This window comes from Nocardia sp. NPDC004722 (assembly GCF_053601505.1).
This window is the reverse complement of sequence record NZ_JBSGBY010000031.1, coordinates 1-26,484: the sequence shown is the minus strand read 5'-3', so window position 1 is coordinate 26,484 and position 26,484 is coordinate 1. Positions and strand designations below refer to the sequence as shown.

Here is a 26,484-nt window from a genome sequence, read left to right as displayed (position 1 = left end):
CGTCCTGATCGTGTTCGACGACCTGTCCAAGCAGGCCGAGGCCTACCGCGCCATCTCGCTGCTGCTGCGTCGCCCGCCGGGGAATTCCAGCAGCTCGTTGGCCATCGCGGACGGCAGGCCGCTGATGTGGGCGATACCGTCGCCGGTGTCGGTGACGACACCGACCTCTTCGATGGAGGTCTCGGGGGTGTAGCTCTGGGTGTAGCTCTCGATCGCGCTACGGATCTCATCGGGGGAGATCGTCAGCTCCGCCATGTTCTTCCTGCTCTCGCTGTGGGTCTCGAATGTCGGTGTGTTACTGCGCTTCTCGGCGTTCGTCTCTTAGGCGAGAGACTGGCGCAAGCGCTGCAGCCGGCCGATGGCGCTGCCGTCGATCAGGTCGTCGCCCACGCGCACGACGACGCCGGCCAGCAAGGTCGGGTCCTCCTGCACGTGCACGGTGATCGGCTTGTCGTAGATGCGCTGCAGCGACGCGGCGAGGTGCTCGCGCTGCTGCGGCGTCAGGGCCACCGCGGCGCGCACGTGCGCCACGATCTGCTCCCGGAGCGAGGCCGCCAGATCGGACAGCTCATCGATGGCCTGGCCGGAATCGCCCTTGTGGCGCAGCACGGCCTGTTCGACCAGCTGCAGGGTGATCTCCTCGACCTTGCCCGCGAGCAGACGCTGCACCAGGGCACGCTTGGCATCCGCCGGCTTGCCGTGGTCCTGCAGCGCCTGCTCCAGGTCCGGGTTGTCATCGATGATGCGGCCCAGCCGGAACAGCTCGTCCTCGACGGCGGTCAGGCGGCCACGCTCGTCCGCGGCGCGCAGCAGCGCTTCGCGGCCGAGCAGGACCAGCGTGTCCACCAGATCGCGGGTCCGCGACCAGTCCTGGGCCACCGCGGTGGTCAGCACGGCCTGAGTGGTTCCGCTGATCTTGCCGCCGAAGACGCGTTCGGCCAGCTCGGCGCGCGCCGAACTCGACACCGACTTATCCGCGAGCGCCACACGCAGCGAACGCTGGTCGTCGAGGACGGCGACAACGGCGAACAGTTCCGACCCCGTAGTAGCCGCGACGGTGTCGCTACCGGTCAGAGCGGCCCGAAGAGCTTCCCGCGCACGGGAACTCGCCTCGCGGCTCGCTGCGTACATGCTTCCCACTTTCGGTTCGTTACCTTCCGACCCCGATGCCGGCGTTCGAATCCAGTTCCGCGAGGAACCGGTCGATCGACGCCGCCTGCTTGGCCTCGTCGGCCACCGACTGACCGATGATCTTCTCGGCCAGGTCGACCGCGGTGCGGCCGAGCTCGGACCGCAGTTCGGTCACGATCTGCTGGCGCTGAGCCTCCAGCTGCGAGTGTCCCGCGGCCACGATGCGGTCGGCCTCGGCCTGCGCATCGGAACGCATCGCGGCGAGGATGGACGCACCCTGGGTGCGGGCTTCCTCACGGATGCGGGCGGCCTCGAGGCGAGCCTCGGCCAGCTGCTCCTGGTACTGCTGCAACGTGGCCTGAGCCTCGGCCTGCACGGCCTCGGCCTTGGCGATACCGCCCTCGATCTTCTGAGTCCGCTCGTCCAGCACCTTGGTCAGGCGCGGGACGACGTACTTGGCGAAGACAAAGGCGATAACGATGAAGACAATCGCAGACCAGACAATGTCGTAGGTCTTCGGGACGAGGGGATTGATGTCCTCCTCGGCCGCGAGCAAAACAATGTTGTTCATCGTTGATTCCTAGTCTTTTGCCGGAATCAGAAAATGAAGCCGGCGACGAGACCGATCAGCGCCAGGGCCTCGGTGAACGCGATACCCAGGAACATGTTGGTCCGGATGGTGCCCTGCAGCTCGGGCTGACGGGCGATGCCCTCGATGGCCTTGCCGACCACGATGCCCACGCCGATGCCCGGGCCGATCGCGGCGAGACCGTAGCCGATGGCGCCGTAGCCCTTGGCGGTCGGAGCGTTCTCGGCCAGGAAGGTCAGGGTGCTGCTCATTGGTGTTCGTTCCCTTTCTGTCGCCCACCCGCCGAGGCGGCGTGTGTGGCAGGTATGTGGATGTTGGTGCGGTCGGTCAGTGTGAGTCGGCGTGCTGCGCCAGACCGATGTACACAGCGGTCAGCAGCGCGAACACGTACGCCTGCAGGAAGACCACCAGGAGTTCGAAGAGGGTGAAGCCGAATCCCGCGAGCAGCGAGAACGGCGAGAACACCGTCATCCAGGTGGCACTGAACAGGAAGAACTGGGTGGCACTGAAGAACAGCACCAACATGATGTGGCCGGCCAGCATGTTCGCCATGAGACGGACGGTCAGCGTGAACGGACGCAGCAGGAAGGTCGAGATGAACTCGATCGGGATCAGCAGCACGTGCAGCGCGGGCGGCACATTCGGCACCACGATGGACGAGCGCATGTACTTCAGGAAGCCGTACTTCTTGATGCCCACGTAGTTGAAGGTGATGTAGGCAACGACGGCCAGCACGAGAGGCATGCCGATGCGCGCGTTCGACGAGATGTTCAGGCCCGGAATAACACCCGAGGCGTTCAAGAACAGCACCGTGAAGAAGATGGACGCGATCAGCGGGAAGAACTTCTTGCCGGATTCCTTACCCAGCACCTCGTCGCAGATCTGTTCCTTGACGAACACCAGACCCGATTCCGCGACATTCTGCAGACCGCGCGGAACCAGCTGCGGGCGACGGAAAGCCGCGAGCATGACAAGTACGAGAACGGCCGACATCAGGATGCGAATGAGCATCAAACGGTCGAGCTCGAAAGGCGTCCCCTCGAACAGCACTGCTGGAGGGAAGAAGTCGTTGAGTGACGGCGCGTGGAACTCGCCCGCCATAAAGGTGACGCTCAGCGTTCTCTCCCGTGGTCGGAACGCAGGAGATAGTTTTCTCCTGCGGTTCGATCGGACATTGACGATCTGGTGGGTCGACTCAGGTCGGCTCGAAGTTCGTCAGCAGCTGTGGCAGTCACGCCCTGGCGTCTGTACGCGCGTCGGCGACATCGTCGACGGTGCAGAACCGTAGCCCAGAGGGCTCGGTACGGCTGTAAGCATAACCTGCTCTCAGGTGGGTCTCAGGCGACCCCCCCTGTTGATTCGGTTGGCTACAGGTAAAGAGTTTATCAAGTTATCTACGACAATGCGTAGGGGGTGGGCGAAACCCGTGCGCAACGGTGTTTCGCCCGGCTCGCGCGGGGCGCGAAACTACAGGTCGCGCTCCACCTCGACGGTCGGAACGCGTTGGCGCAGAAGGCCGTACGTCTCCGCGCCGAGCACGATCAAGAGCGCGGCGATGACCGTGAAGAACAGCGCGTAGCGGTTGTAGAAATCGAACTGCTTGAGCACCGCGACGACAACCACTGCCAGCAGCAGCTTTCCGACCCAGCTGCCCAGCAGCACGATGCCCTGCAGGCCGGACTCGATCTTGGCGCTGAACAGTACCGAGGCGGCGGTGGTGAGAATGAACGCACCGCCGAGGGCCGCACCGATCAAGGCTCCCCACAGGCCCGGCAGGCCCGCGCAGATCGAGGACACGATGACCGAAACCACAACCAGCACAGCCAAACCGGCGATGCCGTAGCGCAGTGCCGCGCGTAGCGGGGCGTCGGGACCGGGGGTGGAAGGCGTGCTCACGGGCAGCAACTCTACCCGGCGACGTTCTGGCGATCGTGAGGCGGTTTGCGGGTCGGGTTGCGCAACTCACGCCAGGACGGGACCGCTGTGACGATGAGCGCGAAAACCAGTCCGGCCGCGAACACGAGCACCACCATGCGGCGATCCGAGATCAACGAGGTGCCGACGGCGCCGAATGCGAGCACGCTCACCCAGAGATAGATCACCAGGACCACTCGGCGCTGTGAATGTCCGATCTGCAGCAAACGGTGATGCAGATGCATTTTGTCCGGAGTGGAAAAACTCACACCTGCGCGAACGCGACGTATCACGGCCAGAACAAGATCAAGAACAGGAATGAACATCACCGCACCCACCAGCAACAGCGGTGACAGCAAACCCACGATGTCGCGCGGGCCGTAACCCTGCAGCGGAATTCGCCCGGAAGCGCCCGTGGACACCGCGGCCAGCATCAATCCGATGAGCATGGAACCGGTGTCGCCCATGAAAATCCGGGCCGGTGAGAAATTGTGCGGCAGAAATCCCAGGCACGCGCCCGCCAGCGCGGCGGCCAGCAACGCGGGCGGATACGTGTCGGTGGAACCGCCGACCTCGTAGAGCAAACCCACGGTGAACACGAAAACCGCGACGGCCGCGATAAAACCGAGGCCCGCGGCCAAACCGTCGAGGCCGTCCACGAAATTCATGGCGTTCACGACCGTCACCGTGATGCCGACGGTCACCAGGCCGCCCTGCAACGGATCCAGCACCACGGTTTCATTGGTGAAGGGGTTGTAGATGGCCACCCAGCTCAGGCCCATCACCGCCATCACGCCCGCGGCGGTGATCTGGCCGACCAGCTTGGTCAGCCAGTCCAGGCCCCAGCGGTCGTCGATGATGCCGACCAGCACGATGAGCGTGGCCGCGGCCAGCACCGCGGGAATGTCCTTGGGATAGTCGAAGCCGCGGCGCAGGGCGGGCAGCTGGTGCGCGAACAGCACGGCCGCCAGCAGACCCAGGTAGATGCCCAGACCGCCCATGCGCGGAATCGGCTTCACGTGCACATCGCGTTCACGCGGGACGGCCACCGCCCCGAAGGCGATGGCCAGCACCCGGATTCCGCCCGTGGACAGATAGGCGATGACCGTGGCGACGAGCAGCACCAGCAGCAGCTCCCGCAGCGGGACGACCGCGCCCTGGCTGAATACGCCCTGACTCAGCAGCATTTAACGGGCCGTCACCGCTCGCCCGGCTGGCGCAGCTCCTCGGGCGACATGCCGAGCACCTCCGCGATCTTCTCCGCGGCGACGGCGCCCTCGCGCAGGATGCGCGGAGTGTCGGAGGTCAGATCGACGATGGTGGAGGCGACCGCGTGATCGGCCGGGCCGCCGTCGAGGTACACCCCGACCAGCTCACCCAGCTGTGCCTGCGCCTCGGCGGCGGTGGTGGCGGGCGGCTGCCCGGAGACGTTCGCGCTCGACACCGCCAGCGGGCCGACCTCGCGCAGCAGCTCCAGCGCGACCGGGTGCAGCGGCATGCGCAGCATTACCGTGCCGCGCGCGTCGCCCAGATCCCAGGCCAGCGAAGGGGCCTGCTGCACAACCAGACTCAGCCCACCCGGCCAGAAGGCGCGGATCAGCTCGCGGGCCTGCGGGCGCACCGAGAAGACCAGCCCGTCGATGGTGTTCCACGACCCGACCAGCACCGGCACCGGCATATCGCGGCCCCGGCGCTTGGCCGCCAGCAGGGCGCTCACCGCCTGACTGTCGAACGCGTCCGCGGCGAGCCCGTAGAGCGTGTCAGTCGGAATGACGGCCAACCGACCGGACTTCAGCGTGCTGCGCGCGGCGCTCAGACCGGCGGCACGGGAATCGGGATCGGCACAGTCGTAGACAGTACTCACGGCAGACATCTTGGCACGGGACGCTCGCAGCGCCACTGTCGCGCCGGGTTTCGGCCGGGATTCGGCCGTATTCTCGGAATCGACGAAGGAGGCACCACCCCATGATGCGTGCGATCTGGAACGGAACGGTCATCGCCGAGGCCGCCGAAACCGTGGAGGTCGAGGGCAATCAGTACTTTCCGGTCGACTCCCTGAAGCACGAATACTTCAGCGAAAGCTCCCACCACACCGTGTGCCCCTGGAAGGGCATCGCCAGCTATTACACGGTCACCGTCGACGGCAAGGAAAACCCCGACGCGGCCTGGTACTACCCCAAGCCCAGCCCCCTGGCCCGAAAGATCAAGAACCACGTCGCCTTCTGGCACGGCGTCGAAGTCGAGGGCTCCCCCGAGTAGCTCGCCCACCCCTCCCCGCCGAGACTCCCTCGGCGGCGCGACATTCGACGATCCGAACCACATTGCCGCAGCGTGCCGGGCCTACCCGGCGCAGCGCGCACCGGCGTCAGCAAAATTGGGCGAGCGGGTCAGTCGGCGGTGCGGCGGGCTACGACGAAGCGGGGTTTTCCGGCCAGGTCGGGGTGTTCGATGATGTCGGTGAAGCCGCCGTGGGCGGTGAAGAGGGCGGCTACGCCGGAGCCGTTGGTGTCGTCGTGTTCGACTGCGGCCGCGCCGTTTTCGCGCAGCAGGCGGGCGATGGTGGCGGTCATGGGGCGGATGACGTCGAGGCCGTCGGGGCCGCCGAAGAGGGCGCGGTGGGGGTCGTGGTCCATGACCTCGGGATCCAGCTGGGCGTCCGACGGGATGTAGGGCGGGTTGGAGACCACCACGTCGACGGTGCCGTTGAGGTTCTCGAGGAGGGTGGGGTCGGTGACGTCGCCGTGGTGCAGGTCGATGGGGGTGTCGCCCTCGTCGGCCAGTTGCAGGGCATTGCGGCGCGCCCAGGTCAGGGCCTCGGCGTCGAGTTCGACGGCGTGCACCTGGACGTCGGGGCGGGCGTGGGCGATGGCCAGGGCCAGCGCGCCGGAACCGGTGCACAGGTCCACCACGATGGGCTGGTGTTCGTGGCCGACCTCTTCGAGCTGAGCCAGCGCCCACGCGAAGATCAACTCGGTCTCCGGGCGCGGAATGAAGACGCCGGGGCCGACCGCGAGATCGATCTCCCCCATCGCCGCCGTGCCCGTAAGGTGTTGCAGCGGAACGCGTTCCGCGCGCCGGGCGACCAGCTTACGAAACTCCTCGAGCTGGTCGGGGGTGAGCATGGGCATGAGCGCGAGCCGACCGCGGTCGACGCCCAGCACATGGGCCGCGAGATATTCCGCGTCGGCCTGCGGGCTGGGAACCCCGGCGGTGGCCAGAATCTCCACGGCCTCCCTGACAGCCGGTCGCAATGGTGCACGACTCACGGTGCTCAGACCTTTCTCCCCACGCACATGCTCGCACGAAAATGATTGCCTCGACCGGTGTCCCACTCAACCGCTCGCGTGCCGACGGCATCGGGCGTGGCGTCCGTATGCCCCCTGCGGGGCGTCCGTATGCCCGCGGCGTGGCGGGCGAGTACCGCCCTAGAGCTTTTTGCGGTAGTACACCACTCGCTCGCGCTCCTCGAACCCGTGGGACTGGTGGAAGCGGTGCGCGACGGCGTTCTCGAGCAGGGCGTCGGAGCCGAGTTCGGTGCAGCCGAGCTCGCGGCCCCACGCTTCGACCGCGTCGCACAGCTCCCCCGCCAGGCCGTGCAGCCGGTGTCCCGGGGCCACGAAGATGCCTTCCAGGAACGCGACCGGCGAAGTGTCGCAACCGTTCACGTAGTCGCGGCGGAGGCTGGCCTCGGCGTAGCCGACCGGTTCGCCGGTCTCGGTGCGCGCGACCAGCACGACCGAGTCGGGGCTTTCGGCCAGTTCCGCCAGTTCCGCGCGATGGTCGGCCTCGTCCGAGACCGGCCACAGCGCGTAGCGCAGCGGCGCCACCTCGTCGATTGCGTCGGCCGTCATGCGGGCGATGAGCATTACTCGGCGGCCAGGCGGGCCGCGCGGTCGGCCTCGCCGAGCGCGGTGAACAGGTCTTCGAGATTGCCGTCCAGCACCGAATCCAGGTTGTGCGCCTTGAAACCGATGCGGTGATCGGCGATGCGGTTCTCCGGGAAGTTGTAGGTGCGGATGCGCTCGGAACGGTCCACGGTGCGGATCTGCGCGGCGCGACCGGAGGCGGCCTCGGCGTCGGCCTGCTCCTCGGCCAGCGCCTGCAGGCGCGCGGCCAGCACCTGCTTGGCGCGAATCTTGTTCTGCAGCTGGGATCGTTCGTTCTGGCAGGTCACCACGAGCCCGGTGGGCAGGTGGGTGATGCGCACGGCGGAGTCGGTGGTGTTGACGCCCTGGCCGCCCTTGCCGGAGGACCGGTACACGTCGATGCGCAGGTCCTTCTCGTCGATCTCGACTTCCTCGACCTCGTCGGGCTCCGGGTAGACCAGCACGCCCGCGGCCGAAGTGTGAATGCGCCCTTGGGATTCGGTGACCGGCACGCGCTGCACGCGGTGCACGCCGCCCTCGAACTTGAGCTTGGACCAGACGCCGTCGCGGGTCGGTTCCTTGCTCTTGATGGAGAAGCTGGCGTCCTTGTACCCGTCCAGATCGGAGTAGGTGACGCCGAGCACCTCGACCTTCCAGCCGTGCCGCTCCGCGTAGCGGATGTACATGCGGGCCAGGTCGGAGGCGAACAGCGCCGACTCCTCGCCGCCCTCACCGGATTTCACCTCGAGGATGACGTCGTCGCCGTCGTGCGGGTCGCGCGGCGCGAGCAGGTCGGTGAGCTGCTTGTCGAGCTCCTCCACCTGTTCCTGCAGCACCGGAACCTCGGCCGCGAAGGACGAATCGTCGGCGGCGAGCTCCTGCGCGGCGGCGAGATCGTCCCGCGCGCTGGTCAGCTTGTTGTAGGTCGACATGACCGGTCCGAGCTCGGCGAAACGCTTGCCCACCCGGCGGGCCGCGCCCGGATCATTGTGCAGTGAAGGGTCGGCGAGCTGGGATTCCAGCCCCTGGTACTCGGCCAGGATGTCGTCGATCGCGTTGGGGGCCGTCTTGTCGGCCATCGCGGGTCCTCCCATCGGGGTGCCGGGTTTGGCACACCCGGAAAGTATGTGTGAGCTGTCTCAGCTCGCTGCTGCTAGGTCCACAAACACACCGACGCCCGGCCTGCGAGGCAGGACGGGCGTCGGGCGGGACAGCTAGTTGGCAGCCTTGTTGCGCTTGCCGTAGCGGGCCTCGAAGCGGGCCACGCGGCCGCCGGTGTCCAGAATCTTCTGCTTGCCCGTGTAGAACGGGTGGCACTGGGAGCAGACCTCGACCGTGATCTGGCCCGACTCCTTGGTGCTCTTGGTCTGGAAGGTGTTGCCACAACCGCAGACAACGGTGGTGTCCACGTAGGTGGGGTGAATTCCTGCCCTCATTGGGTGTCCTTTCAACTGGTCCCGGGTCGCCTGAAAACGCATGACGTGAACCGGTACCGACTAGAGGCATGGTTGCCGACGGAACAGTATATGCGGTGCTCTCGACGTGATCGCCGGTGGGCTCTCGAGGCAGCTCCCGCGTGGGGTTCCACTGTCCTGAACCGCGGGTCTGCCCGGTTTGTTCCCGGTCGTCCCCCCAAGAAACTACGGGCACGCATATTCACCCGGCTCGAGTGACGCTGGAAGTCGAGTAGCTCGCTACTCAGGAATACGAACATCCATGTTCATAGAGTTTGTCCAGGTGAGAGTTCCGCGGCGATCGGAAGGACAGCAGTGACCAGGAAGGACGCGACGACCGGGGGTCTATCCCCCGCCACCGCGCACGCCGGAGCCGGGAGGGCACACCGACGGCGCGCGGAAGTCGTCGCGGCGGGGGTCCTGGTCACGCTGACGCTTCTGGTGGCGGTGGGCTGGTGGTCGGCTCCTGGCGAGTCCGGTAACGCGGTGGGGCCCCTGAGCTCGGCCCCCAACCCACCGCGGGGGGACGCCACACTCACCTACACAGCGGTCACGGCACCGAATGTCTCCGGTGCCGTGACCGCGCTCATCCTCGGCTTCATGATCGCCGGTGCCGCCCTCATCGGGCTGGTCTTCTTCGCCCCCACTCCGGAAAAACGGCGGCGGCCCCGCCGAAGCGGGGCCGCCGTCGTCATTGACCTGCTGTGCGCAGCGGATGATCTGCTGCGCCAGGCTTATTCGTCGATCGCGCCCGGCGCGGTCTTCGAAACGGTCATCAGGAACTCGATATTGCTCTTGGTCTTCTTCAACCGGTCGACCATCAGGTCGATCGCCTGATGCGAGTCCAGACCGGACAGCACGCGCCGCAGCTTGTGCAGCACCGCCGCCTCGTCGGGTGACATCAGCAGATCGTCGCGACGGGTGCTCGACAGGTTGACGTCGACCGCCGGGAACACGCGCCGCTCGGCGATCTTGCGATCGAGCTTGAGCTCGGCGTTACCCGTGCCCTTGAACTCCTCGAAGATGACCGTGTCACCGGTGGAACCGGTCTCGACCAGCGCCGTGGCGATGATGGTCAGCGAGCCGCCGTTCTCGATATTGCGGGCCGCGCCGAGGAACCGCTTGGGCGGGTACAGCGCGGTGGAATCCACACCACCGGAAAGGATTCGGCCCGAGGCCGGGGACGAGTTGTTGTAGGCACGACCCAATCGGGTGATCGAGTCGAGCAGCACGACGACGTCCTGACCCGCTTCCACCAGGCGCTTGGCCCGCTCGATGGCGAGCTCGGCGACCGAGGTGTGATCGCTCGGCGGACGGTCGAACGTGGAGGCGATGACCTCGCCGCGCACGGAGCGCTGCATATCGGTCACTTCCTCGGGACGCTCGTCCACCAGCACCACCATCAGGTAGCACTCCGGGTTGTTGGTGGCGATCGCGTTGGCGATGTCCTGGATGACCATCGTCTTACCCGCCTTGGGCGGGGACACGATCAGCGCGCGCTGACCCTTACCGATCGGCATGATCAGGTCGATGATGCGCGTGGTCAGCTTGTTCGGCTGAGTCTCCAGCCGCAGGCGCTGATTCGGGTACAGCGGGGTGAGCTTGTTGAATTCCGGTCGGCGCTTGGCACTTTCGACATCGCCGCCGTTGACCGTGTCCAAACGCACCAGCGGATCGAACTTCTGGCGCTGGTTGGACTGATCGCCGTCGCGCGGAGCGCGCACCGCGCCGGTGATCGCGTCACCGCGGCGCAGGCCGTTCTTGCGCACCAGGTTCATCGACACGTACACGTCGTTCTGCCCGGCCAGGTAGCCGGAGGTGCGGACGAACGCGTAGTTGTCGAGGACATCCAGGATGCCGGCGACCGGCTGCAGGACGTCGTCCTCGCGGATCTCCATCTCGCGGGCCTCGCCGCCGCCGGTGGCGACGCCGTCACGGTCCCGCCCGCGACGACGCTCACGGAAGCGACGACCCCGGCGGCCACGGCCGCCTTCCTCGTCGTCCTCCACGCGGTTGTCCCGGTTGTCGCGGTTGTTGCGACCGGTGCCGTTCTGCTGGCCGCCGTTGTCGTTGCGCTGGTTGTTGCGCTCGCCCTGGTTGCGTTCACCCTGGTCGTTGCGCTGATTGTTGCGCTCGCCCTGGTTGCCGCGATCGCGACGACGCTCGCCGCCCTCCTGCTCGCCCTTGTCGGCGGCGGGGGCCTCGGCGGTGGTGTTCTCGGCATTGGCGCCGCCGCGCTGCTCGCGACCGCGACGCTGCCGGCCACGGCCGCGCTGGCCGCCCTCGCGGCCGTCCTGAGCGGACTCGGACTCGCCACCCTCGGCGCGGGCGTTCTCGCCCTCCTCGCGCTTGGATTCGCGCGTCTCCGAAGCGTTTTGGCGCGCCTCGGACTTCTCGGCACGGTTGGCCGGAGCCTCCGCCTTCACCTCGGCGACAGCCGGAGCGGGATCGGCGGCCGGAGCGACCTGGACCGACGCGGACTCCCCACCGGTCGCGTCCTCGGCCTTGGCCTTCGCGTTCCGGGTGGCCTTGCCGGTGGCCGGCTTGGCGCTCGCGCCCCCGGACTGGTTCTCCTTGATAGCGGCGATGAGATCACCCTTACGCATCCCGGAAGTGCCCCGGATACCGAGCTCTCCCGCAAGTGCACGCAACTGCGGCAACAACATTCCAGTCAGCCCCGATCGTGCGACGTCAGTTTGTTCGCTCATCTTCGAAATCTGTCCGGAGTCACTTTCGCGGCTACCCGAGGACGCTGAATCGCTATCCGTCCCGGGTGTCGCGAGCAGGTCCGTATCTGTCACGGAAATCCTTTCCTTCCCTCGACCGCCGTGTGCCTGTTCGAGGGTTCCTCCTGCAGTCCGGTCTCGTGCCGAACTCGGATGCCGTATCGCCTGTCTCGCCGGGCCGGTGGGGTCACCACCACGTGGGCTCCGCCACCAGGAAAAAAGGTGGGAGAGATCATTCCAGTTGACTGGCTACCCCCAAGTTTCGAGCCTCAAGCCTCGAGCCTGAGCAAGGAGCCTCTGGAGCGATTTGCCCTGATGAAGCACCGGCGTCTGACGCGCACGATGTACGGACTCGCTCAGGATAGCTCCCACCTTTTGCATCGGCAAGGCAGGCGCGCTGTCAATCGACCAATACTCCACCGGCGATGCCGGGCTCCAGGACGCGCATGCCGTCGGCAATCGCGAGTTCGCGCAGTTCTTCCGGGAATTCGCTGGTCGCGAAGGCGAGCACGGTCGGTCCCGCACCCGACACGGTGGCCGCGATGCCCGCGGCGCGCAACCGCTCCACCCATTTGGTGGTCAACGGCAGGGCCGAGGCGCGGTAGCCCTGGTGTAGCCGGTCCGCGGTAGCGGGAAGCAGCAGGTCGGGCCGTTGCGTCAAGGCGACTACCGCGAGCGCGGAACGGCTCGCGTTGAAGGCCGCGTCGACGTGCGGAACCGACTCCGGGAGCAAACCGCGGGTGTGCGCGGTGGCGGAACGTTCCTCGGGAATGAGCACCACGGGCCGCAGCGACGGATGCGGTTCCAGGCGCACGGCGCGATAAATGCGCGCGTGATGTGCGTCCGCACTGCCGTTTTCGTCCGCCGAACGGTCGGTTTCGGTCCAGCACACCACGAATCCGCCCAGAATGCTGGCGGACGAATTATCCGGGTGGCCTTCGAATTCACCGGCCAGTTGCACCAGCACATCGTCGCCGTAGGCCAGTTCGGGATCGAACTTCGCGGCCAGTCCGCGCCCGGCCGCCAGGCCGCCGACAGCGGCCGAGGCGGACGAGCCCATGCCCCGCGAATGCGGAATCACGTTGCGGCACACCACGTCCAGACCATCGGCCCAGACGCCCGCGGCCTGCAGGCCGCGCTCGATGGCCCGCACCACCAGATGCGAAGGGCCCCAGGGCACGTCGTCGGCGCCCTCCCCCTCGACCCGGATGGTGAGACCGGAGTCCGTGGTGGACACGATGATCTCGTCGTAGAGCCCCAAAGCGATTCCGAGGGAATCGAAACCCGGACCCAGATTGGCGCTGGACGCCGGAACCCGCACGGTGACGGAGATTCCGGCGGGCAGCGTCCGCGTCATGAGTTGAGCGTCGCGCGCGGTCAACTCAGGCCAGCTCGAGCTCGTGGGCCACGGCGACCGGGTCGACCGCGATGGGCTTGACCTCGGGCATGCCCTTGAGGGCGTTGTCCGGGTCTTTGAGGCCGTTGCCGGTCACGGTGCAGACCACGGTGAGGCCGGCATCCAGCCAGCCCTCGGCGCGCGCGGCCAGCAGACCGGCGACCGACGCGGCGGAAGCGGGCTCCACGAAGACGCCTTCCTTGGCCGCGACCAGGCGGTACGCGGCGAGGATCTCGTCATCGGTGGCCGCGCGGAACGCGCCGCCCGACTCCTCCTTGGCGGCCACGGCCTGGTTCCAGGACGCGGGCGCACCGATCCGGATGGCGGTGGCGATGGTCTCCGGGTTCGACACCGGAGCACCGTTGACCAGCGGCGCGGCACCGGCGGCCTGCACACCCAGCATGCGCGGGCGCGAGCTGGTGGTGCCGTCGGCGAAGTACTCGCTGTAGCCCTTCCAGTACGCGGTGATGTTGCCCGCGTTGCCGACCGGCAGCACATGCACATCGGGGGCCTTGCCCAGCGCGTCGGCGATCTCGAAGGCGGCGGTCTTCTGGCCCTCGATACGGGCCGGGTTCACCGAGTTCACCAGGCCGACCTCGGGGAAGTCCGAGGTCACCTTGCGGGCCAGCTCGAGACAGTCGTCGAAGTTGCCGTCCACCTGAATGATCTTCGCGCCCAGCATGACCGCCTGGGCCAGCTTGCCCATGGCGATCTTGCCGGACGGGATCAGCACCGCGCAGTGCAGACCGGCGCGGGTGGCGTACGCCGCCGCCGAGGCCGAGGTGTTGCCGGTGGAGGCGCACAGCACGGCCTTCTTGCCGTTGTACTTGGCGTCGGTCATGGCCATGGTCATGCCACGGTCCTTGAACGAGCCGGTCGGGTTCGCGCCCTCGACCTTGAGGTACACCTCGCAGCCGGTGAGCTCGGAAAGATGATGCGCGGGCACCAGCGGGGTGCCGCCCTCGAAGAGAGTGACGGCCCTCCAATCGGCGGGAATCGAGAGACGATCCCGGTACGCGTCGATCAGACCCGGCCAGGGGGTATGCACGGCAGTATTTTCTTTGCGGCCAGCCGCAGCAGCTCGTGCGGTTGCACTCATTCCTCGGTGCCTTCCAATCTCAGAACACTGGTCACGGACGTGACGGAGTCCAGTTCGGCCAACGCGGCAACGGTATCCGCCAGCGCGGATTCCTGCGCGTGGTGGGTCACCACGACCAGGCGTGCGCCCTCGTCGTGGCCCTCCTGGCGGACCGTCGAGATGCTCACATGATGCTTCGCGAATTCACCCGCGACCGCTTCCAGCACACCGGTGCGGTCGGCTACCTGCAGGTTCACGTGGTAGCGGGTGGGGGTGTCGCCGATCGAAGCGATCGGCAGTTCAGCATAAACCGATTCGCCCGGAGCCCGGCCACCGAAGAACTTGTTGCGCGCCGCCATCACCACGTCGCCCATCACGGCCGACGCGGTCGGCGCGCCGCCCGCGCCCTGACCGTAGAACATCAGGCGGCCGGCGTTCTCGGCCTCCACTACCACGGCGTTGAACGCGCCGTTGACGGACGCGAGCGGGTGCTTGCGCGGGATCAGGGCCGGGTAGACGCGCACCGAGACCTTGTCCTTGCCGTCCTCGTCGCTGACGCGCTCGGCCATGGCCAGCAGCTTCACCGTGCAGCCCACGGCGGCGGCGGTCTCCAGATCCTCGGCGGTGATCTTGAAGATGCCCTCGCGGTAGACGTCGCCGGAGGTGACACGGGTGTGGAAGGCGACGGAGGCGAGGATCGCGGCCTTGGCGGCGGCGTCGTAGCCCTCGACGTCGGCGGTCGGATCGGCCTCGGCGTAGCCCAGGCGGGTGGCCTCGGCCAGCACGTCGGCGTAGGCCGCGCCGGTCTCGGCCATGGCCGAGAGGATGAAGTTGGTGGTGCCGTTGACGATTCCGACCACGCGGTTGACCCGGTCGCCGGACAGCGACTGGATGAGCGGGCGGATCACCGGGATCGCGCCCGCGACGGCGGCCTCGAAATACAGGTCCGCACGGTGGTTTTCGGCCGCGGCGGCGAGTTCGCCGGTGAAGTCGGCGAGCAGCGCCTTGTTGGCGGTGACGACCGACTTGCCCGCGTTGAGGGCGGCGCCGATCAGGGCGCGAGCGGGATCGATGCCGCCCATGACCTCCACGACGATGTCGACATCGTCACGGGTGACCAGGGTTTCGGCATCGGTGGTGAGCAGCTCGGCGGGCAGGCCGCGGTCCTTGTTCAGGTCGCGCACGGCGACGCCGCGCAGCACGACCGGGGCGCCGACACGGTTGCACAGGTCATCGGCGTGGTCGCGAATGATGCGAACGACCTCCGTGCCGACCGTGCCCATACCGAGGACCGCGACGCCGATGGGATGATCCTGTCCCCACACGCCAGTCTTGTTCTCGGTCATGCCTTCACCTCCAAGCTCAGTAGGTCCTCCACCGTCTCACGGCGAAGAATCAAGCGCGCCTTGCCATCCCGCACAGCGACCACGGCGGGCCGGGTGAGCAGGTTGTAGCGGCTCGACATCGAGTAGCAGTACGCGCCGGTAGCCGCGACCGCCACCAAATCGCCCGGGCCCACATCGGCCGGGAGCCAGGTATCGCGGATGACGATATCCCCACTCTCGCAATGCTTACCGACCACGCGAGCCACCACCGGACCGGCCTCGCTGGAACGCGAGACCAGTCGGCAGTCGTACTCGGCCTGGTACAGGGCCGGACGGATGTTGTCACTCATGCCGCCGTCGACGCTGACATAGCGTCGGCGATTACCGCCGTCGAGCACAACATCTTTGATGGTGCCCACCTCGTAGAGGGTGACGGTGCCGGGGCCCGCGATGGCGCGGCCCGGCTCGATGGCGATCTTGGGCTGCGGCAGCCCGATCTGCGCGGCCTCGTTGGCGACCAGATCGCGCACCTTGGCGGCGAATTCGTCCAGCGGCGGCGGATCGTCGCTGGGAATGTAGGAGATACCGAGGCCGCCACCGAGATCCAGGGTGGCGATCTGCGTGCTCTTGTCGGGGCCGAACTTGTCGCCGACCTCCTGAAGCAGCTTGAGCATGCGGCGGGCGGCGACCTCGAAGCCGTCGATCTCGAAGATCTGCGAGCCGATGTGCGAGTGCAGGCCGACCAGGCGCAGGTTGTCGGACTCGAAGACCCGCGCGATGGCCTCCAGGGCGTCGCCGGAGGCGATGGAGAAGCCGAACTTCTGATCCTCGTGCGCGGTCGAGATGTATTCGTGGGTATGGGCTTCCACACCGACGGTCACCCGGACCAGCACCTCGGCGACCTTGCCCGCGCGCTTGGCGATGGCCTCCAGCCGCTCGATCTCGATTAGCGAGTCGACGACGATGTGACCGACCCCGGCCTCGACCGCCAGCTCCAGCTCGCGCACCGATTTGTTGTTGCCGTGCAAGGCGATTCGCTCCGCGGGGAAGCCCGCGTGCAGGGCCACCGCGAGCTCGCCGCCGGAGCACACGTCCAGGTGCAGGCCCTCGTCGCGGATCCAGCGCGCGACCTCACCGCACAGGAAAGCCTTGGAGGCGTAGTGGATTCGCGCGTCCTTGCCGAAGGCGCGGACCATATCCCGGCAGCGGGAACGGAAGTCGTCCTCGTCGATGACGAACAGCGGGGTGCCGTACTCGGCGGCCAGCTCGTGCACCGGCACACCGGCCAGCCGCACCACGCCGTCGGCGTCGCGGGAGGCGTTGCGCGGCCACACGTTCGCGGGCAGCTCGATCATCTGCGCGGGGGCGCTGGGGCGCTCCGACAGGGTCGGGGCGTGCGGGATGTCCGCGTGACGGGGACCGGCGGGGTGGGCACTCATTTACATACGCTCCGGGGCAGAGACGCCTAGCAGGCCGAGACCGTTGGCGAGCACCTGACGGGTCGCCTTGACCAGCTCGAGGCGGGTGGCATTGAGAGGGCTGACGGCGTCGTCGCCCTGCGGGATGACGCGCAGCGTCTTGTCGGACTGGAAGGGGTGGTATGCCCCGGCCAGCTCTTCCAGGTAGCGCACTACCCGGTGCGGCTCACGGGTTTCCGCGGCGGTGGCGACCACCCGCGGGTACTCGCCGAGGGTGCGGATCAGCTCGCCCTCGCGGTCGTCGGTGAGCAGCGCGAAGTCCGGCGTCACCGAGGCGAAGTCGAACGCGGCGGCGTTGCCGATGATCTGATTGGTGCGGGCGTGCGCGTATTGCACGTAGTAGATCGGGTTTTCGCTGTCCTGCTTGGTCCACAGGTCCAGGTCGATGTCGATGCTGGAGTTCACCGAGGAACGCACCAGCGAGTAGCGGGACGCGTCCACGCCGATCGCCTCGACCAGGTCGTCGAGGGTGACGACGGTGCCCGCGCGCTTCGACATCCGGACGGCGGCACCCTCTTTCACCAGGTTGACCATCTGGCCGATGAGCACCTCGACGGTGTCCGGGTCGTCGCCGAAGGCGGCCGCAGCGGCCTTCAGCCGGCCGATGTAGCCGTGGTGGTCCGCGCCGAGCATGTAGATGCACAGGTCGAAGCCGCGCGAGCGCTTGTTCTGGAAGTAGGCGATGTCACCGCCGATGTAGGCGGACTTGCCGTCGCTCTTGATGACGACGCGGTCCTTGTCGTCGCCGTACTCGGTGGAGGCGATCCACCAGGCGCCGTCCTTCTCGTAGAGCTTGCCCGACTCCTTGAGCGTCGCGATGGCCTTGTCCACCGCGCCCGAGGCGAACAACGAGCTCTCGTTGAAGTACACGTCGAAGTCGACGCCGAACTCGTGCAGGTTCTGCTTGATCTGCGCGAACATCAGCTCGACGCCCTCGCGGCGGAACACCTCGTGGCGCTCGGCCTCCGGGAGTTCCAGCACTCCCGGATTCGCCTTGACCAGAGTGTCGGCGATGTCGTTGATGTACGCGCCCGCGTAGCCGTCCTCGGGCGTCGGCTGCCCGGTGGCGGCGGCGACCAGCGAGTTGGCGAAGCGGTCGATCTGCGCGCCATGGTCGTTGAAGTAGTACTCGCGGGTGACGTCCGCACCCTGCGAGGACAGGATCCGGCCCAGCGCGTCGCCGACCGCGGCCCACCGGGTGCCGCCCAGGTGGATCGGTCCGGTCGGGTTGGCGGAGACGAATTCCAGGTTGATCTTCTGGCCCGCGAAAGCGTCCGCCGTACCGAACTTTTCACCGGCCGCGAGAATCTTCTCCACGATCGCGCCCTGCGCGGCCTTGGCCAGGCGAATGTTCAAAAAGCCAGGTCCGGCGACCTCGGCGGCGTCGATGCCCTCGGCCTGAGACAGCGCCTCGGCCAGCAAGGTTGCGAAGTCGCGGGGATTCATTCCCGCTTTCTTCCCTACCTGCATGGCCACATTCGTGGCATAGTCACCGTGCTCGGGGTTGCGGGGACGCTCCACCTTGACCTCGTCGGGCAGGACCGCAGGGTCGGATCCACGTTCGACAAGTACCTTCGCCGCGGTAGCACGAAGGAGATCTGCAAGGTCAGCTGGAGTCACGAGTCACTATCCTATGGTCCGAGCAGGTGTACGCCGCGCGCGGGCACCACCGGGCATTGCCCAGCAAACGATGCGGCCGCGTCGTTTGATTGTCCGACACGTCGAAGAGAGCACAAAAAGCATGCCGAGCAAGACCAGTGCCAAGTCGGCCAAGGCCATCAAGGCAGCGGGCAAATCGGCCGGGTCCCGTAAGGGCGGTGGCGGCAGAGGCCTGGGCGGTAAACGCCAGATCCCGTGGCTGATGATCGGGGCCGTCGTCTGTGTCCTCGCCCTGATCGGCGGCATCGCGTGGGTGATCGTGCCCCGGATCGAGGACCGCCGGGAGACCACCGCCGCGCAGACCGACGTCAAGGACTTCGTGCCCACCCCGCAGCAGAAGGATCCCTCCGACAAGATCCAGGGCGTGGTGAAGAAGGAGTACCCGGCCGGTATCCACATCACCGCCAAGCAGCGGGTGGCCTACGACCAGTCCCCGCCCTTCGGCGGACCGCACGACGGCTCCTGGGCGGCCTGCACCGGCGTGGTGTACAGCAAGGCGATTCGCACCGAGAACGCCGTGCACTCGCTCGAGCACGGCGCGATCTGGATCGCCTACAACCCGGACAAGGTCAGCGGCGACAGCGTCAAGGAGCTGCAGCGCATGGTCAAGGGGCGGCCGTACATGCTGATGTCGCCGTACCCGGGCCTGGACAAGCCGATCTCGCTGCAGTCGTGGGGCCACCAGCTCAAGCTGGACAGTGCCGATGACGCGCGGGTCAAGCAGTTCATCACCGCGCTGCGCCTGAACCAGAACACCTACCCGGAGGTGGGCGCGGACTGCGCGAACCCGACCTTCGACGTGAACAACCCGCCGGCCTTCGACGCGAGCGCGCCGGGCGCCGACGCGATCCCGATGGACGGCAAGGGCATCCAGGCGGATCCGTCCGAGCTGGGTGCGGGCGGCAGCGGTATTCCGGGCATGCCCGGCGGCAGCATCCCGGGCGTGCCCGGCGGTCTGACCCTGCCGACCGACACCCCGACCGTGCCCGAGGGCATTCCGGCGATCCCGGCCCCGACCGACGCCCCGACGCAGCCGGACACTCCGGCTCCGACGCAGTAATGCCGCCGTTCATGTCCGACGTACCCGATCGCAGCTCCGAGCCGGAGCCCGCCGCCGAGCCCGACCAGCATCCCCGCCGCAACCAGCGACAGGTGGTGCTGATGCTCGGCATCGTCGGCGTGCTGCTGGCCGGATTCCTGGGCGGCCTGCTGGTCAGCAATGCCATGCACACCAAACCGGAAACGCCCGGGACCGTGGATGTCGGCTTCTCCCAGGACATGTCGGTGCATCACGCGCAGGCGGTCCAGATGTCGGGCATCGCACTGTCCGGATCCACCGATCCGGCGGTGAAGCGGCTGGCCTACGACATCCTCACCACGCAGGCCAATCAGGCCGGACGCATGCAGGGCTGGCTGCAGCAGTGGAACGAGCCGTTCATCGCGCCCGACGGCTACATGGGCTGGATGACCGACATGTCGGCGCACGAGCATTCGGGCACCGCCATGCACATGGGTCCGGTGCAGACCATGCCCGGCATGGCCACCGATCAGGAGATGGCCGACCTCGGCAAGGCCACCGGCACCGCGCTGGACACGCTGTTCCTGCAATTGATGCTGCGCCACCATCAGGGCGGCATGCCGATGATCCAGTACGCCGAACAGCGCGCGGACACGGACGCGGTGCGTACCCTGGCGCAGAGCATGGCCAAGACCCAGCAGAGCGAGGCCGATCTGATGACCCAGATGCTCGTCGAACGCAAGGTCTCCCCGCTCCCGATGAACTGATCCGCCGGACCGGGCGCGCCGAAGCGCCCGGTCCGCGCCGGTTTTTGGTGCACGGCAAGCTATGCGATACGCTTTCCCCGCCCGACCGGGAGACCGGACGGGACCATCCCCGCCCTCGTAGCTCAGGGGATAGAGCGTCTGCCTCCGGAGCAGAAGGCCGCAGGTTCGAATCCTGCCGAGGGCACCACGTAGGCCCCGACCGTGAATCACGGTCGGGGCCTTACGCATTTCCGCGACTCGCCCGGCGACTGACTTATCGTGCCATCGTTGCCGATTGGGATTCCGCTTCGGCGGCCCGGGCGGGAAGGTGATAGACGTGCATCGCGGTGTCCGGTTGTGCAGGAGGCAACCGGGCACCGCGAGCGCGTTTCTCGGGTCGAGCCGCCCATAATCGGCTGTGCGCCTTACAGAGTGAAATGGTGACAGGCCGGTATGTTCTGAGGGGTGTCCGAAAACCAGAGCGCCCGTATCGAACCGCCGCAGCGACGTGTCTCACGCCCGCTCGCCGGTGGGTTCGCCACGGCGCTGGCGGTCACTGTCGCGGGGCTGAGCCTCACCGCGCCCGCCGCAGCGGTCGGGCCGGAGGGGGCGACCGACGCCGCGTCGTTCTACTCCCCCGCCGAGGATCGGGTGCCGGGGACGCACGGGTCGGTGATTCAATTGCGGCCGCTCACAGCCGATCCCGCGCTGGCGGGGGCACGGAACTATCTGGTGCTGTACCGGTCGATCGACATGCACGGCAATCCGGTCGCGGTGTCGGGCACGCTGGCGGTCCCCGACGGCGTCGCGCCGGTCGGCGGCTGGCCGCTGATCTCGTGGGCGCACGGCACCACCGGCGTGGCCGATGTGTGCGCGCCCTCGGAGGACACCTCGCCGGACTTCCCGGCGCACGATTACACCTCGCTGGTGCGCCGGGTGCAGGAGCGCTGGATCGCGGCCGGGTACGCGGTGGCGCAGACGGACTATCAGGGATTGGGCGGCGCGGACCCGCACGGCTATCTGATCGGCACCGCCGAGCAGCGGGCGGTCACCGATATGGCCAGGGCCGCACGGCAAGTCGATCCGGATATCGGCACCCGCTGGGTGGCCATGGGCCATTCGCAGGGCGGGCAGGCCGCCATCTTCACCGACGCGCAGGCCCAGCAGTGGGCTCCGGAACTGCAACTGCTGGGCTCGGTGGCGCTGGCCCCGGCCTCCCATCAGGGCCTCGGGCTACAGGCCACCCAGGCGGCCAACTCCGTGGGCGTGGCGGGCGCGCTCGGACCGCTGACGGGTGGGGCGGTGTCGTTCCTGCCCTTGATCATTCGTGGCGCGCAGACGGTGACGGACCTGGATCCGGCCCGATTCCTCACGCCCCGTGCGCAATCCATGCTCGGCCAGGCCGATACCGGCTGCATCGGCCAACTGCGGCAACCGGATTCGTGGGGCGGTCTCAACGCCGACGATGTCTTCACCCGCGACGGCGACATGTCCGCGCTGATCCGGGTGCTGAACGACAACGACCCCAGCGCACTGTCTTTCACGCAGCCGCTGCTGGTGCTGCAGGGCCGCGCCGACACCACGGTTCCGGCGCTCGCCACCGATGCCATGGTCGCGCAGCAGCGGGTCGCGGGTCAGCCGGTCCAGTACCGCGGCTATCCGGGCGTCGATCACCGGGGCGTGCTGGAGGCATCGTTCAATGACGCCCTGGCCTGGGTGGGCACCCGCTTCGGCCGCTGACGGTCAGGCCGGATCCCAGGCCGGATCACGACCGAACCAGGCGGCCAGCCGGTCGTAGGCGGGGGCATCCTCGGAAATCGGGACCTCCGGACCGAAAGGCATTCCCGGACCACGGTATTCCGGCTTCAACAGCTGCTTGGACCAAGCGAGACTGCGCTCGGCCAGTTCGGCGTCGAGAGTCCGGTGCTGGCCGGTGGCGGTAACGAGATCCCATGTGTGCATGGCGAATTCGGCGATCTGCTGATCGGCGCGCCCGCGCAGCGGGGCCGTTCCGCCCATGCTCGGCACCGGCTGTTCGAGGTCGGCCGCCCGCCACACCTCGAGCAGCGCCAGGGACCGGCGGCGGAACTCCTCCGCCCAGTTCTCGCCGATATCGTCGGGCGGCGCGGACCAGTCGGGCGTCCCGCCCTGCGCGGAGACGGTGAAGTCGCGCAGGATCTGGCCGATGAGGTGCCGCATCAACCTCTGCACCGGCCAGTCCTCGCACGGCGTCGGGAGCGGTGCCTGCTCCGGTCCGGTCGCGGCGATGACATCGCCGAGTTGCGCCACCGCGCGCTCGAGCAGATCGACCGTCGGGTCCACGGGTGCTGTGTCGGCCATGCGGCCAGACTAGACCTGCGGCAGGACGTTCCGGACCCCATCACGCAATGGCATCACGCGCGGTACGGAGCCGTCGCCGCTGGTCGAGGGCCGTGCGGGCGTGCTCGCCTCGCCGGGCGAGCGCACCCGCCACAGCAGAGCCAGTCCGACGGCGCAGCCCAGCGTGATCACCAGCGCGATCCATCCGGGCAGCGCCGAGGTCGCGCCCTCCGGATCCCGGTACCAGTACGGCGAATAGGCGATCCGCCCGAAACTTCTGCCGCGCAACGCCACCACCAGGCACGGCACGATCAGGACCGCCACGGCCACCACGGCGCTGCCCGCCGTCTTGGGCACCGCCGCACCGAAGCAGTAGCCGATGATCAACGCGGTGAGGGTCACCCCGGCCACCGCGAGCGACGGATGCGCGTGCACCACACCGGCGGTGCCGGCCGCGAAGACCGCGAGACCGCCGGTCGCGGCCAGCGCGGTCCAGGGTGAGGCCCAGCGCCGTCCGGCGGCCAGCCCGGCCACCACGGCGAGCACCGGGATGGGCGCGCTCCAGTCCGGGCGCGGCACCGCGATGATCGCGCTGCCCGCATTGGCGATCGCCACCGACAGCAGCACCAGCGTGCCCTCGCGGCCCGGCAGCATGAGGGCCGCCATCACCGCCGCGACGACGGTGATGGCGACCGTCACCCCGATCTGCGCGGCCGTGCCGGCATGCCGGACGAACCATTCGGTCGACAGCGCGGTGGCGGTGACCAGGACGAGCGCGGACAGGATCGGACCGATCGCCAGATCGGTGTTCTCGTCCTGGGCTCCGGTCTCGGTGCGCTGCACGGCGATTCCGAACGCCAGCAGCACGGTCGCGAGCAGCACCAGCCACAGCGGCGGCGTACCGCCGGAAGCCCAGTCGAGGAGTGGATTGCCCGCGCCGGTCGGCAGCGAGGTCTGGTCGCCGATCAGGATCGCCGACAGCGCCCCGATCAGATACGCCCCGGTCGCCACCGGCTTGCCGAAGACCGCGACCGCGAGCGCGCCCAGCATGATGCCGCTGAAGATGGAATCGATGTAGTTGACGGTGGTCATCGCCCCGGTGATCGCGGCGTCGTGATTCCACAGGTGATTGACCACGAGGACGACCGCGCTGCCGAAGGAGGCGATCCACGCGCTGCGCCGCCCGAGCGCGACCACGAGCGCGGCCGATATCACCGCGAACGCCGCCCCCGCCGCGGCCGCCCGCGGCATGTTCAGCACCATCAGATCCAGTTGCAGGGCCGAGCCTTCGGTGCCGACCAGATCGAGCGGGGCCATCAACAGCAGTCCCGCGATGACCGCCCCCAGCAATGCCGCCATCGCCTCCACCGGAACCGCGAACCGGCGGACAACCCCGGGCGTGTCCGCGCCCGGCAGGTGTGCCAACGCGAACTTCGCGCCCATCTCGTCACCTTCCTCCGGTGATGCGACGCCTTCCGCGTTACAGCAATAACGAGCAGCTATCTGTTGGCGAGGTTAACAGGCAGGTCCTGTGTGAATTCTGAGAAGTGCAATCGGTCACATCGGCGGGCGCGGGCCCGGGTGCTGCGGAAACAGATTTCGGGCGCTGCGGAAACGCAGGTTCAGGCGCAGCGGAAACGGAAGGTCGCCAGCGGTGTGACGCCCTGGATCGAGGTGACCTGCTGGGCGGCGTCGCCGTCGAGCGCGCAGCCGATCGGGGTGCTGACCTGGACCCGGTAGCAGCCGGGCGCGCCGGGATAGACGGCCGAGCCATCGGTGCCGGTGGTGATCGTCGCGAGATTCGCACCGCCGCCACAGGGCGCGATATCCGCGGCGACTCCGGCCATGGGGAATTGTTCTGGCCCATAGACGGCCTGAACCTTCAGCGCCGGATCGGCGGGCGGGTCGGCGAGCGCCGGTGCGGCCCACGCGCACGCGGCGACGAGAGCGGATGTGACGAGCAGCGTGCGGCGCACCGGGTCTCCTTCGAGTCGGACAGAGGCGAATCAGCCTCCGCGCCAATATAGGGGCTCGACAGACCGTTCAGTCATATTCCGGGCAGTCGGGGTACCCCGGCTTCGTTCAGACCGTGGCGGTATCGGGCACCGCGGCCGCCCCGGAGGCGGTGCCGTCGCCCGACACGCGTCCGGCGGCGGCGCACTGCTCGGAGGTGAAAGCGACCGCCGCGCCGAGGACTTCGAGCTCGACGCGGTCGCCGACCGCCGGCGCGTCGACGCTGACGCGGCGCACCTGGATGGGGTCGGGGCAGCCGTCGAGGTCGAGGGTGAGCAGCACGTCCGCGCCCCGGAATTCCATGGCGCGCACGGTGGCTCGCCCCGCATGGCCGTTGCCGCTCGCGCGGGCGAGCAGCTGTTCGGGTCGCAGCATGATCGCGCCCGCGCCGGTGGGCGCGTTCACCTGGATCGGGATACGGCCCAGCACGGTCTGCGCGGTCTCGGCGCCGATGGTCGCGTCCAGAAGCACTGTGTCGCCGAGGAATCCGGCCGTGAACAGGTCCGCCGGGGCGGCGTACACCTGCTCGGGGGTGCCGACCTGGGTGAAGCGGCCCGAACACATGACGGCCACCTGATCGGCGAACGACAGCGCCTCTTCCTGGTCGTGGGTGACCAGAATGCTGGTCATGCCCGCGGCGCGCAGGGTTTCGGCGACGGCCTGCCGGGTGGCGGCGCGCAGTCCGGTGTCGAGCGCGCTGAAGGGCTCGTCCAGCAGCATGACCGTGGGCTTGTGCGCCATGGCGCGGGCCAGCGCGACCCGCTGCTGCTGCCCGCCGGAGAGCTGGTGGGGGCGGCGATCGGCATAGGACGCATTCAGCGAAACCATCTCCAGCAGTTCGGTGATCCGCTGCCGATGCTTGCGGCGGCCGTTCCAGCCGCCGAGTCCGTAGGCGATGTTCTGCCCCACGGTCAGGTGCGGGAACAACGCCCCGTCCTGTGCGACGTAGCCGATCCGGCGGCGGTGCGCGGGCACCGAGAACCCTTGCCGGGCAACGATTTCCCCGCCGATCGAGACCGATCCGGCGTCCGGGTTCTCGAATCCGGCGATCACCCGCAGCAGCGTGGTCTTGCCGCAGCCGGAGGAGCCGACCACCGCGGTGGCGCTGCCGTCGGCGACCTCCAGGCTGATGCCGTCGAGCACCGGCGCGTGGCCGAAGGTCTTGGAAACCTGGTCTACGACAAGACGACTCACAGTCCCGCCGCCTTCCTGGATCGGTTGAACAGCAGATAGGTGACCGGCACCGAGGCGACGATCATGATCAACGCGTAGGGCGCGGCCGCCGCGTAATCCAATTCGCCCGACAGCTGCCAGAACTGCATGGCGAGGGTGCGGGTCCCGTTGGGGGCCAGCAGCAGGGTGGCGGTCAGCTCGGTGGCCACGGCCACGAACACCATGGCCGCCGCCGCGGCCGCCGCCGGTGCGGTCAGTCGCAGCGTGACGCGGAAGAACGTCGCGGCGGGTGAGATTCCGAGCGCCCGCGAGGCTTCTTCCAGCCCCACCGGCACCTGCGCCAGCCCGGCGCGCACGCTGACCAACGCCCGCGGCAGGAACATGAGGGTGTAGGCGGCCAGGATGGTGGCGGCGGTCTGGTAGAACGCGGGCAGCCAGCGGATCGACACCGTGACCAGCGCGAGCGCGATCACGATGCCGGGCAGCGAGCTGGTGATGTAGTTGGCCCCCTCGATGATTCGCGCGAATCGCGAGGTGGAGCGCACCGCCACCCAGGCGACCGGGAAGGCACACAGGGTGGTGATGAGGGCGGCGGCCGC

Annotated in this window: 27 protein-coding genes, 1 tRNA gene and 1 pseudogene; 6 read left to right on the top strand and 23 right to left on the bottom strand. The window is 68.1% G+C overall.

Translation table 11 applies throughout. The features are described from left to right. Positions 1-72: 72 nt before the first annotated feature. The 8 genes and pseudogenes from ACWELQ_RS05945 to ACWELQ_RS05910 form a co-directional block, all read right to left on the bottom strand. A pseudogene (locus tag ACWELQ_RS05945) lies at positions 73-255 on the bottom strand (F0F1 ATP synthase subunit alpha); the annotation flags it as partial. Positions 256-321: 66 nt separating this feature from the next. After that, positions 322-1,131 (bottom strand): F0F1 ATP synthase subunit delta, encoded by an 810-nt coding sequence (locus ACWELQ_RS05940; RefSeq protein WP_452395905.1) that lies wholly within the window; start codon positions 1,129-1,131, stop codon positions 322-324. Between the two features lie 19 nt (positions 1,132-1,150). Next, positions 1,151-1,702 carry a F0F1 ATP synthase subunit B gene (locus ACWELQ_RS05935; protein ID WP_452395904.1) on the bottom strand — a complete coding sequence of 184 codons (552 nt, stop codon included), beginning with the start codon at positions 1,700-1,702 and terminating at the stop codon, positions 1,151-1,153. A gap of 26 nt (positions 1,703-1,728) precedes the next feature. Beyond that, positions 1,729-1,971, bottom strand: coding sequence for an ATP synthase F0 subunit C (locus ACWELQ_RS05930; RefSeq protein WP_120736968.1), 243 nt, complete (start codon positions 1,969-1,971; stop codon positions 1,729-1,731). A 76-nt stretch (positions 1,972-2,047) separates the two neighbouring features. Continuing rightward, complete coding sequence (atpB, locus tag ACWELQ_RS05925) at positions 2,048-2,821, bottom strand: F0F1 ATP synthase subunit A (protein ID WP_452395903.1); 774 nt, start codon at positions 2,819-2,821, stop codon at positions 2,048-2,050. Positions 2,822-3,187: 366 nt separating this feature from the next. Further along, positions 3,188-3,616 (bottom strand): hypothetical protein, encoded by a 429-nt coding sequence (locus ACWELQ_RS05920; protein ID WP_452395902.1) that lies wholly within the window; start codon positions 3,614-3,616, stop codon positions 3,188-3,190. A gap of 11 nt (positions 3,617-3,627) precedes the next feature. After that, entirely contained in the window at positions 3,628-4,821 is a 1,194-nt protein-coding gene (locus ACWELQ_RS05915) for an MraY family glycosyltransferase (protein WP_452395901.1), read from the bottom strand. 11 nt (positions 4,822-4,832) lie between these two features. After that, entirely contained in the window at positions 4,833-5,498 is a 666-nt protein-coding gene (locus tag ACWELQ_RS05910; protein WP_379366558.1) for an L-threonylcarbamoyladenylate synthase, read from the bottom strand. Positions 5,499-5,599: 101 nt separating this feature from the next. Here ACWELQ_RS05910 and ACWELQ_RS05905 point away from each other — a divergent pair, with 101 nt between their 5' ends. Further along, complete coding sequence (locus ACWELQ_RS05905; protein WP_452395900.1) at positions 5,600-5,893, top strand: DUF427 domain-containing protein; 294 nt, start codon at positions 5,600-5,602, stop codon at positions 5,891-5,893. A gap of 128 nt (positions 5,894-6,021) precedes the next feature. Here ACWELQ_RS05905 and prmC read toward each other — a convergent pair whose 3' ends face one another. The 4 genes from prmC to rpmE all read right to left on the bottom strand — a co-directional run bounded on the left by prmC (position 6,022) and on the right by rpmE (position 8,936). Next, on the bottom strand, positions 6,022-6,900 hold the full coding sequence (prmC, locus tag ACWELQ_RS05900) for a peptide chain release factor N(5)-glutamine methyltransferase (protein ID WP_452395899.1): 879 nt from the start codon (positions 6,898-6,900) through the stop codon (positions 6,022-6,024). A gap of 159 nt (positions 6,901-7,059) precedes the next feature. Next, the gene (gene aac(6') / locus ACWELQ_RS05895; protein ID WP_452395898.1) at positions 7,060-7,485 is read right to left on the bottom strand and encodes an aminoglycoside 6'-N-acetyltransferase; all 426 of its coding nucleotides are present in this window, start codon (positions 7,483-7,485) and stop codon (positions 7,060-7,062) included. A 14-nt stretch (positions 7,486-7,499) separates the two neighbouring features. Continuing rightward, positions 7,500-8,579 carry a peptide chain release factor 1 gene (prfA, locus tag ACWELQ_RS05890; RefSeq protein ID WP_452395897.1) on the bottom strand — a complete coding sequence of 360 codons (1,080 nt, stop codon included), beginning with the start codon at positions 8,577-8,579 and terminating at the stop codon, positions 7,500-7,502. A 135-nt stretch (positions 8,580-8,714) separates the two neighbouring features. Continuing rightward, positions 8,715-8,936 carry a 50S ribosomal protein L31 gene (rpmE, locus tag ACWELQ_RS05885; RefSeq protein WP_452395896.1) on the bottom strand — a complete coding sequence of 74 codons (222 nt, stop codon included), beginning with the start codon at positions 8,934-8,936 and terminating at the stop codon, positions 8,715-8,717. A 333-nt stretch (positions 8,937-9,269) separates the two neighbouring features. Here rpmE and ACWELQ_RS05880 point away from each other — a divergent pair, with 333 nt between their 5' ends. Beyond that, positions 9,270-9,791 carry a hypothetical protein gene (locus tag ACWELQ_RS05880; RefSeq protein ID WP_452395895.1) on the top strand — a complete coding sequence of 174 codons (522 nt, stop codon included), beginning with the start codon at positions 9,270-9,272 and terminating at the stop codon, positions 9,789-9,791. On the opposite strand, the gene rho is transcribed toward ACWELQ_RS05880, so the two are convergent. From rho to argS, 6 genes are all read right to left on the bottom strand, one after another. Then, positions 9,689-11,755: a transcription termination factor Rho gene (rho, locus tag ACWELQ_RS05875; RefSeq protein WP_452395894.1), complete on the bottom strand. Its 2,067-nt coding sequence runs from the start codon at positions 11,753-11,755 to the stop codon at positions 9,689-9,691. The two genes, ACWELQ_RS05880 and rho, sit on opposite strands and share 103 nt — an antisense overlap. A gap of 325 nt (positions 11,756-12,080) precedes the next feature. Continuing rightward, positions 12,081-13,037, bottom strand: coding sequence for a homoserine kinase (gene thrB / locus ACWELQ_RS05870; RefSeq protein ID WP_452395893.1), 957 nt, complete (start codon positions 13,035-13,037; stop codon positions 12,081-12,083). Between the two features lie 25 nt (positions 13,038-13,062). Continuing rightward, the gene (thrC, locus tag ACWELQ_RS05865; RefSeq protein ID WP_452395892.1) at positions 13,063-14,175 is read right to left on the bottom strand and encodes a threonine synthase; all 1,113 of its coding nucleotides are present in this window, start codon (positions 14,173-14,175) and stop codon (positions 13,063-13,065) included. Next, the gene (locus ACWELQ_RS05860) at positions 14,172-15,500 is read right to left on the bottom strand and encodes a homoserine dehydrogenase (protein ID WP_452395891.1); all 1,329 of its coding nucleotides are present in this window, start codon (positions 15,498-15,500) and stop codon (positions 14,172-14,174) included. The genes thrC and ACWELQ_RS05860 overlap by 4 nt, the downstream gene beginning before the upstream one ends. After that, positions 15,497-16,918, bottom strand: coding sequence for a diaminopimelate decarboxylase (gene lysA / locus ACWELQ_RS05855; RefSeq protein ID WP_452395890.1), 1,422 nt, complete (start codon positions 16,916-16,918; stop codon positions 15,497-15,499). The genes ACWELQ_RS05860 and lysA overlap by 4 nt, the downstream gene beginning before the upstream one ends. Then, complete coding sequence (gene argS, locus ACWELQ_RS05850; protein WP_452395889.1) at positions 16,919-18,577, bottom strand: arginine--tRNA ligase; 1,659 nt, start codon at positions 18,575-18,577, stop codon at positions 16,919-16,921. 121 nt (positions 18,578-18,698) lie between these two features. On the opposite strand from argS, the gene ACWELQ_RS05845 reads away from it, so the two are divergent. From ACWELQ_RS05845 to ACWELQ_RS05830, 4 genes are all read left to right on the top strand, one after another. Further along, entirely contained in the window at positions 18,699-19,676 is a 978-nt protein-coding gene (locus ACWELQ_RS05845; RefSeq protein WP_452395888.1) for a DUF3105 domain-containing protein, read from the top strand. Between the two features lie 11 nt (positions 19,677-19,687). Then, positions 19,688-20,401 (top strand): DUF305 domain-containing protein, encoded by a 714-nt coding sequence (locus ACWELQ_RS05840; RefSeq protein ID WP_452395887.1) that lies wholly within the window; start codon positions 19,688-19,690, stop codon positions 20,399-20,401. Between the two features lie 111 nt (positions 20,402-20,512). Continuing rightward, a tRNA-Arg gene (locus ACWELQ_RS05835) sits at positions 20,513-20,588 on the top strand. 257 nt (positions 20,589-20,845) lie between these two features. Then, on the top strand, positions 20,846-22,120 hold the full coding sequence (locus ACWELQ_RS05830; RefSeq protein ID WP_452395886.1) for an alpha/beta hydrolase family protein: 1,275 nt from the start codon (positions 20,846-20,848) through the stop codon (positions 22,118-22,120). A gap of 3 nt (positions 22,121-22,123) precedes the next feature. Here ACWELQ_RS05830 and ACWELQ_RS05825 read toward each other — a convergent pair whose 3' ends face one another. From ACWELQ_RS05825 to ACWELQ_RS05805, 5 genes are all read right to left on the bottom strand, one after another. Next, entirely contained in the window at positions 22,124-22,720 is a 597-nt protein-coding gene (locus tag ACWELQ_RS05825; RefSeq protein ID WP_452395885.1) for a TIGR03086 family metal-binding protein, read from the bottom strand. Positions 22,721-22,729: 9 nt separating this feature from the next. Then, entirely contained in the window at positions 22,730-24,142 is a 1,413-nt protein-coding gene (locus ACWELQ_RS05820; RefSeq protein WP_452395884.1) for a hypothetical protein, read from the bottom strand. 179 nt (positions 24,143-24,321) lie between these two features. Next, positions 24,322-24,675 (bottom strand): hypothetical protein, encoded by a 354-nt coding sequence (locus ACWELQ_RS05815; RefSeq protein WP_452395883.1) that lies wholly within the window; start codon positions 24,673-24,675, stop codon positions 24,322-24,324. A gap of 106 nt (positions 24,676-24,781) precedes the next feature. Then, entirely contained in the window at positions 24,782-25,906 is a 1,125-nt protein-coding gene (locus ACWELQ_RS05810; RefSeq protein WP_452395882.1) for an ABC transporter ATP-binding protein, read from the bottom strand. After that, positions 25,903-26,484 (bottom strand): ABC transporter permease (locus tag ACWELQ_RS05805; RefSeq protein ID WP_452395881.1); only part of this gene is annotated, 582 nt, incomplete at its 5' end. The genes ACWELQ_RS05810 and ACWELQ_RS05805, both read right to left, overlap by 4 nt.